We start from the raw sequence: 13,290 nt of genomic DNA, 5'->3' as shown, positions 1-13,290 counted from the left end.
GTTCCCCGTATGTAGATGTGCGGTGACTGCATAGGGCTGGCGTGGGATAGCACAGCGCTCAGCAGGCAGCCAATGGACTAACACGGGCTCAGCGCTGCCATAGCCAGCGCCTCGGACAGGGAGACGGACCGCCATGGCCAAGGCAATCCATATGATGGTGCGGGTTCTGGATGAGGCGCGCAGCGTCGCCTTCTACAGCCAGGTATTCGGCCTCTCGGTCGCCGAGCGAGCCGATTTCGACGATTTCACGCTCGTCTACATGAGCAACCCCGAAGCCGACTTCGAGGTCGAGCTGACCATCAACAAAGGCCGGACCGAGCCTTATGATCTCGGAAACGGCTATGGGCACGTCGCCTTCTCCGTCGCAGATCTCGAGGCGGAAAGAGAGCGGATTCAGGCGCTTGGTTATTCCCCGAAGGATATCAAGCAGATGACCCACAATGGAAAGCCCTTCGGCCGCTTCTTCTTCATCGAGGATCCGGACGGATACAAGATCGAGGTGCTGGAGCGGGGTGGCCGGTTCCGCTAACGGGCCCGCGGTCTCCGGCCCGGCTCGGGTCCGCTCGTCGGGTGCCGAACAAAGCGTAAGCTCCACATCAGCGAATGTCGGTAAGCCTCTGACTCAACGTATCGTTTTATGCCCGGCACATTATGATGCAGCGATCCGCTGAATCGTATGATGCCAGCGGCTGCAACGGATCGTGCCGCATCCAGACTTCAGAGGCTGCGACGTGCACCAGATCGTGCCACAGGCATCATGTGTTGCGGAGGATATGCATCCTCTCGTGCCAGGCTCTTCGGGCTCGGGGAACGCGCTGGCCTGCCCACATAGCGGTGACGCCTGCGCAGCGCTGGCGCCGCTTTTTGCGTCGCTTGCACCCTCTCTTGACGGAGCGGCGGCCGCCTGGGTGCAGGGGTTGGCTCCGTGCGTCGGCTGCCGGGTGACCTTCGAGGCGGGCCGCCGCAGCCTTCGTCGGCTGCGTCTCGGCCAAAGGGAGCGAGAGCTTCTCATCGCCGCGTCGGCTACGGAAGGTGGAGAGCCGCTCACGGTCACGGCGCCGGGGATGTCGCGCTCCGAAAGCGCCGCACGGCGCCGGGCGGCGCTCTCCCTCAGCAAAGCGGGCCTCGCAGCCGCCTGCGCAAAAGGCCGCAATCGGCGTGCCGCCATTTCGCTCACGGAGCTTGGCCACTATGTGATGGCCGCCTACGGCCGCTACATCGTTACGGGTAAGCCCATACGCTGGACCCGGCCGGCGCGGGGGGCGGCGCTTCCGGGGCGCGAGCCGGCGGAGCTTCGCGACGAGGCGCTGGCGCGCACCGAGGCGGCGCTCCGGAGCACACTCGACGACCTGAAAAAGGTTCTGCTAGCGGCGATCGGCGGCCGGTACAAAAACGATCCTGCCGGCCTCGAGGAGGCGTCACGGCAACTGGAACGCAAGGCCACGCTGCTCAAATCGGTGCTAGAACCGACTGGGGCGGCGAAAATGGCCGATCCGGGCTACAAATCGCATAAGCCCGCAGCTTGAACGGCGGGCAGTCCGCTCCAATATCAGGGACATCTTACCAGTGCCCAAAAGGGGCTGGTCCGGCGGTGATCCAATCGGATGCCGCTGCGTTTAACAAAGTAGAAGGTCGCTTATCGAAAGGACTTTCGCTGTCATGAGCAGACTATCTGTGCTGTCCAACCCGCTCCTTCTCGGGTTCGAGGAGATCGAGCGCCTTATTGATCGCACGAAGACCGGCAACGAGGGCTACCCTCCGTACAACATCGAGCGCATCGGCGCAGCGGATGGCGCGAAGGAAAAGCTTCGGATCACGATTGCGCTCGCAGGCTTCACGCGCGACCAGCTCGAGATCACGGTCGAGGACAATCAGCTCACCGTGAGAGGCCGCCAGCAGGACGACAGGGAGCGCGAGTTCCTCTACCGGGGAATCGCGACACGCCAGTTCACGCGCACGTTCGTCCTTGCGGATGGCATTGAGGTGCAGTCGGCGGAGCTGTCGAACGGGCTGCTTGCAATCGATCTCGTCCGCCATGAACCGCACCGTCTCGTGCGCAGGATCGAGATCGGCGCGGGGTCATCCTGACGTGGCAAAGCCGGTTCGGCGCGATGGAGCGATCGTTCCTGCCAACGTCAGAAATGGCGCGAGGCTGAACGGCAAGCCGATTGATTTGGCTCGCCCAGGCGCCCGTCCGCTACAGCCAGGGGCATCGAATCATAGGATCATGGCATGGGGTGGCGAAGGAAAATGAACGCCTGCCTCGTTACCATGACGTTGGACCTCGAGAGAGGAGGAGTTGCGTCATGAAAGAGAATACGACAAAGCGGCGCCCGAAGGCGCAGTCCGCGGTCGCTCCGGTGATGAGCGACATTGAGCTGGCAAGGCTCGGCGGTGGCCAGGTGGCCTATATCAAGACCATGTCCTCCGACGAAGCGCTTCGCATGTTCCCCGCGATCGAGGACCTGCCGCGTGGCATCAACCTCTTCGCGCTGCATGCGGCGGATGGTACGCCGATCGCGTTGACCGATACGCGCCAGGCGGCACTCAGCCATGCCATGGACGGCGAGCTCGAAATCGCGAGCTTGCACTGATCTAGAGTGCTTTCGGAAAAGTGGGACCCGGTTTCCCAAAAGAAGCACAAGAAAACAAAAGCTTAGAGCCGTTCCCCCATCCCACTTAAACCGGAACGGCTCTAATGACACGAGGGCGCATCCGGAGACGGGTGCGCCTTTACACGTTCAGCACGGGTTTCCTCGGAAGTACCGGGCTGGCCCTCGGCAAGATTTTCGTCTCACGCGATCAGGCTCTAAGGGCGGCCATGGAGTCCGTGATCTTGTCCATCGTGGCACGGGTCGCCGGCGTCCAGGGTGCGACGTTTGAAGCGATCAAGTTGGCCTGGGAACGCAGGATCAGGCCGTCATCGAGAATCCGCAGGCCGTTGGCCTTGAGCGTGGTGCCGGTGGTCGTGATGTCGACGATCAGCTCGGCGGTACCAGCGGCCGGCGTCCCCTCCGTGGCACCAAGGCTTTCGACAATCCGATAATCGGCAAGCCCTCGGGCGGCGAAGAAGCGCCGCGTGAGGTTCAGGTATTTGGTCGCGACGCGATAGCAGCGGCCGTGCGCGCGGCGGAAGGGCATGGCAATCTCGGCCAGGTCGGCCATGGTGCGCACGTCGATCCAGCAATCGGGCACGGCGACGACGACATCGGCATGGCCGAAGCCAAGCTCTCTCAGAAAGCTGACGCGTGTGGTGGCATCCGACATCTGCTCATTGACGAGATCGGCGCCGGTCACACCGAGATGCACGCGGCCGGTCTTGAGATAGTTTGCGATCTCGGAGGCGGAAACGAAGGCCACGTCGACCTCGGCAACCTCGGCAATCTCTCCACGATAGCCGCGCTCGTTGCCGGTCTTGCGGAGCGTGAGGCCGGCGGCCGCGAAGGCTTCCGCCGTCTGCTCCATAAGCCGGCCCTTGGACGGCACACCGAGAATCAGCCGGTCCGATGTGGTCACGGGGCGCCTCCGTTCAAGGCGGAGAGGAGACGGTCCGTATGCACGGCGGCGCCCACGGCGGGCACATCATTGGCGGCACCAACGGCCTTGAGGAGGCGATCGTAGCGCCCGCCACCGGCGACCGGGCTCTTGCGGCCAAGGCAGGGCGTCACGACCTCGAACACGAATCCGGTGTAGTATTCGAGCGCCCGCCCGAAGTCGGCCGAGAATTCCGCATGGTCGAGATCGACTCCCGCGCTCGCAATCAGCTCAAGGCGCTGCTCGTAGGCTTCGATGGCCGCGCCGATATCGATCCCCATCAGCGTCGCCAACTCCCGCACACGCCGCGCGGAGGCCCGCGCGGGCGCGACGATCGCCACGTAGCTCGCGATGAACTGCGCGGTCTTGGCCGACAATGGCTCCGAACGCGCATCCGCCACGCGGCCGATGAGGTTTTCGGCGATCTCAGCCACGCTGCGAACGCCGATGGCCTCGATGCCGCTTGCCTCCAGATAGTCCGCCACGGCGCGTTCGGCCGCCTCAGGATCGTCAGGATCGAGGACCGAGCGCAGCTCTCCTGGAATGCCGCCGGCGGCCGCCTCCGGCTCGATCGTCAGGCGCCGGAGTTCGGCTCTGAAGGCATCCGGATGCCAGAAGAGGTGAACCAGGCGCTGGCGCCAGCGCTCGGGAATGTCGGCCGCGTGCAGGATCGCCCGCATGAGCCCGAGATCGCCGAACCGCAAGGCGTAGGTCGAGAGGCCCGCCGCCTCGAGGCCGGACAGGACGGTCGCCACGATCTCGGCTTCGGCGTGCTCGCGGTCCAGGCCACCGAAGGCTTCGATGCCGGTCTGGCGGAACTCACGCGGGTGGGCGCGTCCGCTTCCTTCCGGCTGAAAACGGAAGGCCGGCCCGTTGTAGCTGTATTTCGCCGCCACTTTCGCCGCAGGGTGGCGTTCGATGTGCAGGCGGCATGTCGGCACCGTAAGGTCGGGCCGCATGCAAAGCTCATCGCCGTCCGGATCGGTGAACACATACGTGCGCGCCCGCAGCCTCTCGCCGATGACATCCAGAAAGACGTCCGCGGGCTGGATGATGGCAGGAGACACAGCTTCATAGCCGACGCGCGTGAAAACGCCGAGCAGTGTCTGCGCGGAAGCCTCCAGGGCCTCGAATTGTTTCGCCGTCTCGGCGGGCATTGGATCCTCGGAACGGTCCCTGCGTCTTCCTCCCGCGGAAGAGCGTCGGGAAGGGCCGTTCATAGGGGCGAAGGGGCGGCAGGGCAAGACGCTGGCCCGGAATTTGGTTCATTCCGCGGGCCTTTGCGCAACGGGCCCGCGGTGAACATTGTCGCGGCACCCGGGATGGCGTAACTGGCATCGTGCCTTTGGAGAAGTTCTTGATCCGCAATATGTCAGCCCCGCGCCAAACCCGCCGCAAGCCCGTAAAGCCTACTCGGACGCCGCGGCGATCGAAGCCCTCGGGCTACGAAGCCCGGGCGACGGCCGTCCGGTGCCTCGTCTCCGTCCTCGATCGGGGACGGCCGCTCGACGACGCTTTCGAAGCGGCCCTCGCCAAGGGCGAGCACCTCGCGCCGCGCGATCGCGCCTTCGCCCGCCTCTTGGTCATGACCGTGCTGCGCCGCAAGGGCGAGCTCGAAATGGTGGCCAGCTCTTTCCTAGAGAAGCCGCTTCCGCCTGATAGCGGCAGCCTATGGCCCATCCTGCTCACGGCATCGGCGCAGCTTCTGGTGCTCGAGACGCCGCCGCATGCGGCGATCAGCCTCGCCGTGGATCTGTGCCGCGCCGATCCCAGAGCGCGGCGCTTCGACCGGCTGGCCAATGCCGTGCTCAGGCGCGTCGCGACCGCGGGCAAGGACATCCTGTCCGAGCTCGATCCCGTCGCCACCAACATTCCAAGCTGGCTTCTCGAGCGATGGCAGGCGGCCTACGGGCCAGAGCTCGCGCGCGAAATCGCTGCGGCCTCGCTCACGGAGGCGGCGCTCGACCTTTCCGTCAAGACCGACGCTGACGCCTGGGCCAAGCGGCTCGGAGGCATGAGGCTCGCCACCGGCACCGTGCGCCTCGACCGCACGCAAGCGGGCCGCATCGAGGATCTCTTGGGTTACGCCGACGGTATCTGGTGGGTGCAGGACGCAGCGGCCGCCCTTCCGGCGCGATTGCTTGGCGACGTCGCGGGGCAGCGGATCGCCGATCTGTGCGCGGCTCCCGGCGGCAAGACCGCCGAGCTCCTGGCCGCAGGCGCCATGGTCACGGCCGTCGACCTCTCCCCGGTGCGGCTCGACCGGTTGCAGCAGAACCTCACGCGACTGAAGCTGACGGCGGATGTGATCACAGCCGACGTGCTGACGTGGGATCCGGGACGGACCTTCGACGCCGTGCTTCTCGACGCACCGTGCAGCGCCACCGGCACCATCCGCCGCCATCCGGACATCCTGCATCTCAGGCGCAAGGACGACACCAGCCCGCGCGTTTCCCTGCAACGGCGGCTGCTCGAACGGGCGGCCGGGCTCGTACGGCCCGGCGGGCTGCTGGTCTATTGCACCTGCTCGCTCGAGCCGGAGGAGGGAGGCGACCAGGTTGCACAGTTTCTGGACGCGCACCCTGATTTCATCCGGATCCCGATCACTCCGGGCGAGGCCGGCATCGCAGCCGAATGGATCACGCCTGACGGAGACCTCAGAACGCTGCCGAGCCATCTCCCGCATGAGGAGGCGGCACTTGCTGGAATGGACGGCTTCTACGCAGCCCGGCTCCAACGGCGCGACGCGCTTTCGCCGGCATAAATCCTGGAAGCTTGATTGAGGAGCGCGGACGGCATGCTAAATTGCCTCCCTATTTCAGAGCCGGTCCGGCCTGCGCAGAACTTTGCCGGGCGTCTCTCGATCATCGTTCGGTCGTGCCGAACTCTAGGACGCAACGCGAAGACACTGATGATCGTTCACCGTTGACCGGCCCGGACACGCATGGCGCGGCTCAAAATTTCCGAACGTATCCGCATCACCCATCTTGCCGCAGACCGCCTGCGCCGCGAGGCGATCTCATCTGTTCTCCATTCCCCGCCGTTTCGCTGGCAGTTCGGCGCCTCCTCGGCCGAGCAACTGCTGATCGTGCCGCAGGATCTGCGAACCGCAGACCCGAGCTTCTGGGACGAGGTGGAGATCGGCCAGTTCGGCCTCGCAGGAGCCGTCGCGCTCGCCGAAGACGTTTCGCCATTCGATATCACGCCACCGAGCGATGGCTGGGCGCGAGCGTTGCATGGCTTTGCCTGGCTGCGGCACCTGGACGCCGCGGGGCGACCGGAAGCGCGCGAGATGGCGCAGCTCCTCGCCTCGGAGTGGGCACTGCGTCACCGCGGCGGAGGAGGCATCGCGTGGGAGGCGCACACCACCGGGCGCCGCCTCATCTCGTGGATGTCCCATTCCGGCCTTCTGCTGGAGGAGGCGGACGCGGAGACTTACGAGATCATCACGGAGAGTCTTGGCCTCCAGCTCGTGCGCCTCGCCGCGGGCTGGCGCAACAGTCCGAGCGGTTATCCGCGCCTTCTGTCGCTGCTCGCGCTGCTCCTGGCGCAGCTTTGCATCTCCGGGCACGAGGGACAGGTCGCTGAGACGGAGAAGCTGTTCGTCGCCGAACTCGAGCGGCAGATCCTCCCCGACGGCGGGCACATCGGGCGCAATCCCGGCGTCCTGGTCGAGCTGATCCTCGATCTCCTGCCGCTCGGGCAATGCTTCACCGCGCGGAGCCGCAAAGTGCCGCCGCACTTCGCCGCGGCGCTCAATGCGATGCTTGGGATGCTGAAATACATGCGGCTGGGTGACGGTATGCTGGCACGCTTCAACGGCATGGGTGTCGGATCGCCCGCGGGGCTCGCGACCGTGCTGGTCTATGACGACAACCCAGGGACCATTCCTGCCCGTGCACCGGCTTCCAACTACGTCCGGCTCGAGCGCGGCGCCTCGATCCTGCTTCTCGATGCCGGATCGCCGCCGCCGCTCGAATCCGCAGCCGACGCGCATGCGGGCTGCCTATCGTTCGAGTTCAGCGCCGGGACGTCCCTGATGCTCGTCAACGGAGGCGCGCCGTCCGCGGCCAATACCGAATGGCGCGCCGCTTCGCGTGCAACGGCGAGCCACAACACGCTCTGCCTTGGCGAGAAGTCCTCATCGAAGCTGATCCGGCACAAGCGCCTCGAGGAGCTGGTTGGCGGGGCGCCGATCCGATATCCCGACCGCGTTGCCTACGCACTCGAAGAGCACGACGGGACCCTCGAGGTCACGGCCAGCCACGATGGCTATGCGCGGCGGTTCGGCCTCGTGCATCAGCGGACGCTGGCGCTCGCGCCCACAGGCTCCCGCCTGCTCGGCATCGACCGCCTTTCCGGACACGGCGGCGCGCTGCGCTTGCGCCAGGACATTCCGTTTGCCATCCACTTCCATCTGCATCCCGCCGTCCGCTGCCGGCGGAGCGACGACCCGAGCATCGCCATCATCGAACTCGCCAACGGGGAAGCCTGGTGGTTCAATCTCGAAGGGGCGCTGCTCGCCATTGAAGAAAGCACATATTTTGCGGATTCCGCCGGCCCGCGCCGCGCGCTGCAGATCGTTGCGCGCGGAGCGACATTCGGCGAGACGGAGGTCCGCTGGGTGCTCGAACGGCACGACGAGATCATGAGCTAGAGTTCGTGCTCGCCTCCGGCAAGACTGTTGCCCCGCTCGCCTCGGCATGACTCCAACGATCAGGCTCCAAAGAGCTCAAGGAAGAAACGACCCATGAAAGACGCAAATCCCCGGATCCGCCGCGCCCTGATTTCGCTCTCGGACAAGGCGGGGCTCGATGAGCTGGCGCAAGCCCTGGCCGAGTGGAACGTCGAGCTGATCTCGACGGGCGGAACGGCGGCCAAGCTCAAGGGCGCTGGATTCGCCGTCAGGGACGTTGCAGACGTCACGGGGTTTCCCGAGATCCTCGATGGGCGCGTGAAAACCCTGCACCCCACCATTCACGGCGGATTGCTCGCGGTGCGCGGAAATGCCGAGCACATCGCGGCCACGGAGACGCACGCGATCTCCGCCATCGATCTCTTGGTCGTCAATCTCTACCCGTTCGAGGAGACGCTCGCGAAGGGTGCCGCTTACGCTGATTGCGTCGAGAACATCGACATCGGCGGCCCGGCGATGATCCGCGCGGCAGCCAAGAACCACGCCTCGGTGACGGTGATCGTCGATGCCGCCGATTATGGGGCACTGCTTACCGAGATGCGCGCCAACGGCGGCAAGACGACGCTTGCATTCCGGAAGCGTATGGCCGCGAAGGCCTATGCCCGCACAGCCGCTTACGACGGCGCGATCAGCAACTGGCTTGGCACGGCCGCCGAGCATCCTGAGGGCAAGGCAGACGGCTTCCCGCCCACCTTCTCGACGCAGTACCGCAAGGCACTCGACATGCGCTACGGGGAAAATCCGCATCAGCGAGGCGCCTTCTACGTCGCGCAACAGCCGGCTTCAGGAACTATCGCGGCGGCGACGCAACTGCTCGGCAAGGAGCTTTCCTACAATAACGTTGCCGATAGCGATGCCGCGCTCGAATGCGTGAAATCCTTCGCGGACCGGCCAGCGTGCGTCATCGTCAAGCACGCCAATCCGTGCGGGGTCGCCGAAGCCGGGACCCTCGCCGAGGCCTACGACCGCGCCTATCGCACGGATCCCGAATCGGCGTTCGGCGGCATCATCGCCTTCAACCGCGAACTGGACGGCACCACGGCCGCCCGCATCATGGAACGGCAGTTCGTCGAGGTCATCCTGGCGCCCTCCGTGACCGACGGGGCGAGAGAGGCTGTGTCGGCGAAGAAGAACGTGCGCCTGCTCGTCACCGGCGATTGGCCAGCTGCGACAATGCCGCGCCTCGAATCCCGCACGGTGACAGGGGGCCTGCTCGTGCAGGAGGCCGATCTCGCGCTTTACGACCGGCTGCAGGTCGTCACGAAGCGGCAACCGACCGAAACTGAGATGGCCGATCTTCTGTTCGCTTGGAAGGTCGCCAAGTTCGTCAAGTCGAACGCCATCGTCTACGCCAAGGAGCTGGCAACCATCGGCATCGGCGCGGGCCAGATGAGCCGCGTCAACTCCTCGCGCATCGCGGCCATCAAGGCGGAGATGGCGGGCCTCGAGATCAAGGGCGCGGCCGTCGCCTCGGACGCGTTCTTCCCGTTCGCCGATGGGCTTCTCGCGGCGGCGGAGGCGGGTGCGACCGCCGTCATCCAGCCGGGCGGCTCGCTGCGCGACGACGAGGTCATCCGCGCTGCCGACGACGCGGGCCTTGCCATGGTGCTGACGGGCATGCGCCACTTCCGCCATTAACGATGACTGCGGCGGCTCACATCCGTCTGCGGCCGGCCTCACGCGCCGACTTCGGGATGATCCGACGCTGGCTTGCGCGGCTGGACATCCAGGACTGGTGGGGACCGGCCGCCGCCACGGAGGCGGAGGTTCTGATCGCGCTCGATGCAAAGCATGCGATCTGCCGCATCATCGAGGCGGACGGCGTGCCGGTGGGCTATGCGCACGCCGTCGACGCGACGCTCTGGGGCGACAACCTGCCGGACGAGCTCGAGCCCGGCACCTGGGACCTCGACCTCTTCGTCGCCGCGGAGGAGCATCGCGGCAAGGGCGTCGGACAGGCGGCGCTCGGGCTACTCCGCGACGAGGTGTTCGCCACCACGCTCGCGGTTGCAGTGTGCATCTTCCCCTCGGTCAAGAACGAGCGCGCGGTGCGGGCCTACGAAAAGGCGGGCTTCCGCTGGCAAAGCGTGTGGCACGATCCCCAGACCGGACCGGCGTGGTTCATGGTGTCGAAGCGGGGTTAGACGCCTGCCGTAGGGCGCGTTGGAGGTCTCGTACTTCTCACGCGCTGTGTTTGTGGAAGCTTGCATGGACCCCGACCTTCGTCGGGGTGACGTTGTGTTTGTCGCGCGGTTTGGCGCGCGTGAACTCATCGCAGCGAAAGCGTGTCCGACGGCGCTCGGACGGCGAGCATCAGGACGAGCCCGGAGATTAGAAAGAGCGCGATCGAGGCCATGCCGATGCGCTGGCTGTCCGTGGCCTGCGTGACGACCGCTACAAGCAGAGGCGCAAGGAAGGCGGTGACCTTTCCGGAGAACGCGAACAGACCGAAGTATTGCGTCATCTTCTCAGGCGGCGCGAGGCGCGCGAGAAGGGCGCGGCTTGCCGCTTGCACGGGCGCGGCGACGAGACCGACAAGAATGGCGAAGGCCAGGAAGACGCGCTCGCCCGTCGACGAGAACGGATGCGAGCCCGCCGCCTTCGGCGCCACCTCGCTCACGAACAGCACGTGGGTGCTGTCTACAGACAGGATGCCGAACGCACCCACGATCAGGAGCAGCAGCGATAGGATGATCACCGTCCTCGAGCCGATGCGATCATCGAGCACGCCCCCGATCACGGCACCGAATACGCCGGTCAACGTCAGGACGATGCCGAAAAGGCCGAGTTCCAAGGCACCCCAGCCGAAGACCGCCGCACCATAGATGCCGCCGAAGGCGAAGATCGCTGCGAGGCCGTCGGCATAGAGCATGCGCGCGATGAGAAACAGCAGCAGATCCCGATGCGAGGGCAGGTCGCGGATCGTCGCCCACAGCTCGGCCAGCGGGGGACGCGCCGGCGCGGTGCGAGCGCCCTCTCTCTTGTCCGGCACGAACAGAAAAAACGGAATCATGAAAAGCGCATACCAGAGCGCGGCGAACGGACCGACGAGGCGGTCGCCCTCGCGGGCTGCGCCGTCCAGCGCGAACATCGGTTCCAGGCCGAGGAGCGTGCGGCCGGTTGCCGGATCGGCGACGACAAGGCCCGCCATGATGGCGAGGCTCAACAGCCCGCCAGCGTAGCCGACCGCCCAGCCGATGCCGGAAAGCCGCCCAAGCTGACGGGCCGGCACGAGGTCCGGCATGATGGCGTTCGTGAATACGGTCGTGAATTCCGCCATGGCGGTGGCGATGACGAAGGCCAAGAGCACGAGGGCGATCGTTGACGCATCCGCGCCGGGCACCGCGAACCACAGCATGGCGAGGCCGGCAACGAACAGCGTCGAGAACAGCGCCATCCAGGGCTTACGACGCCCGCCGCCATCGGCGACGGCGCCGAAGAACGGGCTGCCGACCGCAATCACGATCCCCGCAATCGCCGCCGCATATCCCCACAGCGCCTGCCCTTCCGCTGGAGTGGGCGCGACGGCGTTGGCGAAGTAGGGCGCGAAGAGGAAGGTGAGGACGAGCGTGTAATAGGGTTGTGCAGCCCAATCGAAGAACGCCCACGAGACGAGTGCGCGCAATGGCGCCGCGCGCTCCACTTCAGCGTTCTTTGTGCGGTCCTGCACGGCGCGCGCTCCCCCCATACCGAGCTTGTGTAAAGGAAAGCTCTATAGCCCAGGCACGCGGATTGCAGCGCAATTCCTTTTCTATGCGTCACCACCCCACTGGCCGGCGTAATCAGCGCCGCCGCGCAGGTGGAATGTGTCTTCGACCACGTAAGGGCCGCCGCCGATCTTGGGCCGCGAGGATAGCAACGCAAAGCTCTCGACTTGGAACGGCTGGCTCGTGAATGCGCCGAGCCCACCGAGCACGCGGGCGACCGCCTCTGGGCGCGTGCCCTTCAAGCGGGCGAGCGTCACGTGCGGACGGAACGGATGCTTCGCCGGCTTCAGCCCAGCGTAGCGGGCGGCGCGATCGTTGGCGCGGGCGAGCGCATCGAGCCACGTGCTCTCGGCAACGCCCGCCCACAGCGTGCGCGGCTCACGGCCGCCGAACGCGCCGAAGCCTTGGACGCGAAGCTCGAAGGCTGGTTCGTCGATGGATGCGAGGGCGGCATGGAAGGCATCCGCCGTCGGGTTGTCCACGTCGCCTGCAAATCGGAGCGTGATGTGCATGTCCTCGGGCTCGAGCCAGCGCGCACCGGCCAGCGGAACGGCGAGGCTCGCCAGCGTTTCAGCAATCGGTCGCGGCAAGGCGATGCCGGTGAAGAGACGGGGCATGGCAAGGATCCCTGATCAGGACTTCGACGAGGACGCGCGCCGATCGCGCACGCGGCCGATCAATTCTTCGACCTTGGGCAGAATGCGCTCCACGATGACGCCGACACCGGATGCGGTGGGGTGCAGGCCGTCCTCGAGATTAAGCTCGGCATCCATCGCGATCCCGTCGAGAAAGAAAGGATAGAGCAACGCCCCGTGCTTTGCGGCCAGATCGGCAAAGATCGTTTCGTAGCGCGTCTCGTAATCCTTACCCCAGTTCTTCGGCGCTTTCATGCCGGCGATCAACACGTCGATATTGCGCTCGCGGAGCTTTGCGAGGATGTGGTCGAGATTGGCGCGCGTCACATCCGGGTCGATGCCGCGCAAGGCGTCGTTGGCGCCAAGCTCGACAATGACGGCATCGGTGCCCTCGGGGATGGCCCAATCGAAGCGCTCGAGGCCCGCTGCCGTAGTGTCACCCGAAACGCCAGCATTCGCAATTTCGACGGGATAGCCCTTGGCCTCAAGCGCTGCGGCAAGCTGCTCGGGAAAGGCGTCACGCTGCGCCAGCATGTAGCCGGCGGTGAGACTGTCGCCAAAGGCAACGATCCGCAAGGGCGCAGCGGCTTCTGCCGCCAGTGCCGCCCCAAAGCTCGCCACGAGCCAGAGGTTGACGAGCGCCATGCGTCTCACCATCTGACGGAGCACGGCGGAAGCGCTTTGCTTTACCTTCATTTTTTTGCCTCACCTCGCCTTG

13 protein-coding genes are annotated in these 13,290 nt (G+C 65.8%); 8 read left to right on the top strand and 5 right to left on the bottom strand.

The genetic code is table 11. The features are described from left to right. The first annotated feature begins 133 nt into the window (after positions 1–133). From V7P99_RS01595 to V7P99_RS01580, 4 genes are all read left to right on the top strand, one after another. A complete protein-coding gene (locus V7P99_RS01595; RefSeq protein ID WP_333793072.1) occupies positions 134–529 on the top strand; it encodes a VOC family protein in 396 nt (131 codons plus the stop codon). A 244-nt stretch (positions 530–773) separates the two neighbouring features. Further along, positions 774–1,526, top strand: a complete 753-nt coding sequence (locus V7P99_RS01590; protein ID WP_333793071.1) for a hypothetical protein — start codon at positions 774–776, stop codon at positions 1,524–1,526. Positions 1,527–1,659: 133 nt separating this feature from the next. After that, positions 1,660–2,088, top strand: coding sequence for an Hsp20 family protein (locus V7P99_RS01585; RefSeq protein ID WP_333793070.1), 429 nt, complete (start codon positions 1,660–1,662; stop codon positions 2,086–2,088). A gap of 218 nt (positions 2,089–2,306) precedes the next feature. Next, positions 2,307–2,594: a DUF1150 domain-containing protein gene (locus V7P99_RS01580; protein ID WP_333793069.1), complete on the top strand. Its 288-nt coding sequence runs from the start codon at positions 2,307–2,309 to the stop codon at positions 2,592–2,594. 208 nt (positions 2,595–2,802) lie between these two features. On the opposite strand, the gene hisG is transcribed toward V7P99_RS01580, so the two are convergent. Both hisG and V7P99_RS01570 read right to left on the bottom strand, forming a co-directional pair. Then, positions 2,803–3,516, bottom strand: a complete 714-nt coding sequence (gene hisG / locus V7P99_RS01575) for an ATP phosphoribosyltransferase (RefSeq protein WP_442909848.1) — start codon at positions 3,514–3,516, stop codon at positions 2,803–2,805. Further along, the gene (locus tag V7P99_RS01570) at positions 3,513–4,691 is read right to left on the bottom strand and encodes an ATP phosphoribosyltransferase regulatory subunit (protein WP_333793068.1); all 1,179 of its coding nucleotides are present in this window, start codon (positions 4,689–4,691) and stop codon (positions 3,513–3,515) included. The genes hisG and V7P99_RS01570 overlap by 4 nt, the downstream gene beginning before the upstream one ends. Before the next feature lie 212 nt (positions 4,692–4,903). Between V7P99_RS01570 and V7P99_RS01565 the strand changes: the two genes are divergently transcribed. From V7P99_RS01565 to V7P99_RS01550, 4 genes are all read left to right on the top strand, one after another. After that, entirely contained in the window at positions 4,904–6,298 is a 1,395-nt protein-coding gene (locus V7P99_RS01565; RefSeq protein ID WP_333793067.1) for an RsmB/NOP family class I SAM-dependent RNA methyltransferase, read from the top strand. A gap of 180 nt (positions 6,299–6,478) precedes the next feature. Beyond that, positions 6,479–8,191, top strand: a complete 1,713-nt coding sequence (locus tag V7P99_RS01560; protein WP_333793066.1) for a heparinase II/III family protein — start codon at positions 6,479–6,481, stop codon at positions 8,189–8,191. 93 nt (positions 8,192–8,284) lie between these two features. Next, positions 8,285–9,868 carry a bifunctional phosphoribosylaminoimidazolecarboxamide formyltransferase/IMP cyclohydrolase gene (gene purH, locus V7P99_RS01555; protein ID WP_333793065.1) on the top strand — a complete coding sequence of 528 codons (1,584 nt, stop codon included), beginning with the start codon at positions 8,285–8,287 and terminating at the stop codon, positions 9,866–9,868. 2 nt (positions 9,869–9,870) lie between these two features. Then, positions 9,871–10,374: a GNAT family N-acetyltransferase gene (locus tag V7P99_RS01550; RefSeq protein WP_333793064.1), complete on the top strand. Its 504-nt coding sequence runs from the start codon at positions 9,871–9,873 to the stop codon at positions 10,372–10,374. Between the two features lie 125 nt (positions 10,375–10,499). On the opposite strand, the gene V7P99_RS01545 is transcribed toward V7P99_RS01550, so the two are convergent. From V7P99_RS01545 to V7P99_RS01535, 3 genes are all read right to left on the bottom strand, one after another. Then, positions 10,500–11,918, bottom strand: a complete 1,419-nt coding sequence (locus V7P99_RS01545) for an MFS transporter (protein ID WP_442909847.1) — start codon at positions 11,916–11,918, stop codon at positions 10,500–10,502. Between the two features lie 63 nt (positions 11,919–11,981). After that, a complete protein-coding gene (thpR, locus tag V7P99_RS01540) occupies positions 11,982–12,554 on the bottom strand; it encodes an RNA 2',3'-cyclic phosphodiesterase (protein ID WP_333793062.1) in 573 nt (190 codons plus the stop codon). 15 nt (positions 12,555–12,569) lie between these two features. Next, a complete protein-coding gene (locus V7P99_RS01535; protein ID WP_333793061.1) occupies positions 12,570–13,268 on the bottom strand; it encodes an arylesterase in 699 nt (232 codons plus the stop codon). Positions 13,269–13,290 lie beyond the last annotated feature (22 nt).

The organism is Hyphomicrobium sp. (assembly GCF_036780825.1).
Lineage (GTDB): Bacteria > Pseudomonadota > Alphaproteobacteria > Rhizobiales > Hyphomicrobiaceae > Hyphomicrobium_C.
The sequence above is the reverse complement of the archived record's forward strand: the minus strand, read 5'-3'. Positions and strand labels throughout refer to the sequence as shown.

Coding starts and splice junctions, on each gene's coding strand:
- V7P99_RS01595 (WP_333793072.1), top strand. CDS start 134: ATGGCCAAGGCAATCCATATGATGGTGCGGGTTCTGGATGAGGCGCGC.
- V7P99_RS01590 (WP_333793071.1), top strand. CDS start 774: ATGCATCCTCTCGTGCCAGGCTCTTCGGGCTCGGGGAACGCGCTGGCC.
- V7P99_RS01585 (WP_333793070.1), top strand. CDS start 1,660: ATGAGCAGACTATCTGTGCTGTCCAACCCGCTCCTTCTCGGGTTCGAG.
- V7P99_RS01580 (WP_333793069.1), top strand. CDS start 2,307: ATGAAAGAGAATACGACAAAGCGGCGCCCGAAGGCGCAGTCCGCGGTC.
- V7P99_RS01570 (WP_333793068.1), bottom strand. CDS start 4,691: ATGCCCGCCGAGACGGCGAAACAATTCGAGGCCCTGGAGGCTTCCGCG.
- V7P99_RS01565 (WP_333793067.1), top strand. CDS start 4,904: ATGTCAGCCCCGCGCCAAACCCGCCGCAAGCCCGTAAAGCCTACTCGG.
- V7P99_RS01560 (WP_333793066.1), top strand. CDS start 6,479: ATGGCGCGGCTCAAAATTTCCGAACGTATCCGCATCACCCATCTTGCC.
- purH (WP_333793065.1), top strand. CDS start 8,285: ATGAAAGACGCAAATCCCCGGATCCGCCGCGCCCTGATTTCGCTCTCG.
- V7P99_RS01550 (WP_333793064.1), top strand. CDS start 9,871: ATGACTGCGGCGGCTCACATCCGTCTGCGGCCGGCCTCACGCGCCGAC.
- V7P99_RS01545 (WP_442909847.1), bottom strand. CDS start 11,918: ATGGGGGGAGCGCGCGCCGTGCAGGACCGCACAAAGAACGCTGAAGTG.
- thpR (WP_333793062.1), bottom strand. CDS start 12,554: ATGCCCCGTCTCTTCACCGGCATCGCCTTGCCGCGACCGATTGCTGAA.
- V7P99_RS01535 (WP_333793061.1), bottom strand. CDS start 13,268: ATGAAGGTAAAGCAAAGCGCTTCCGCCGTGCTCCGTCAGATGGTGAGA.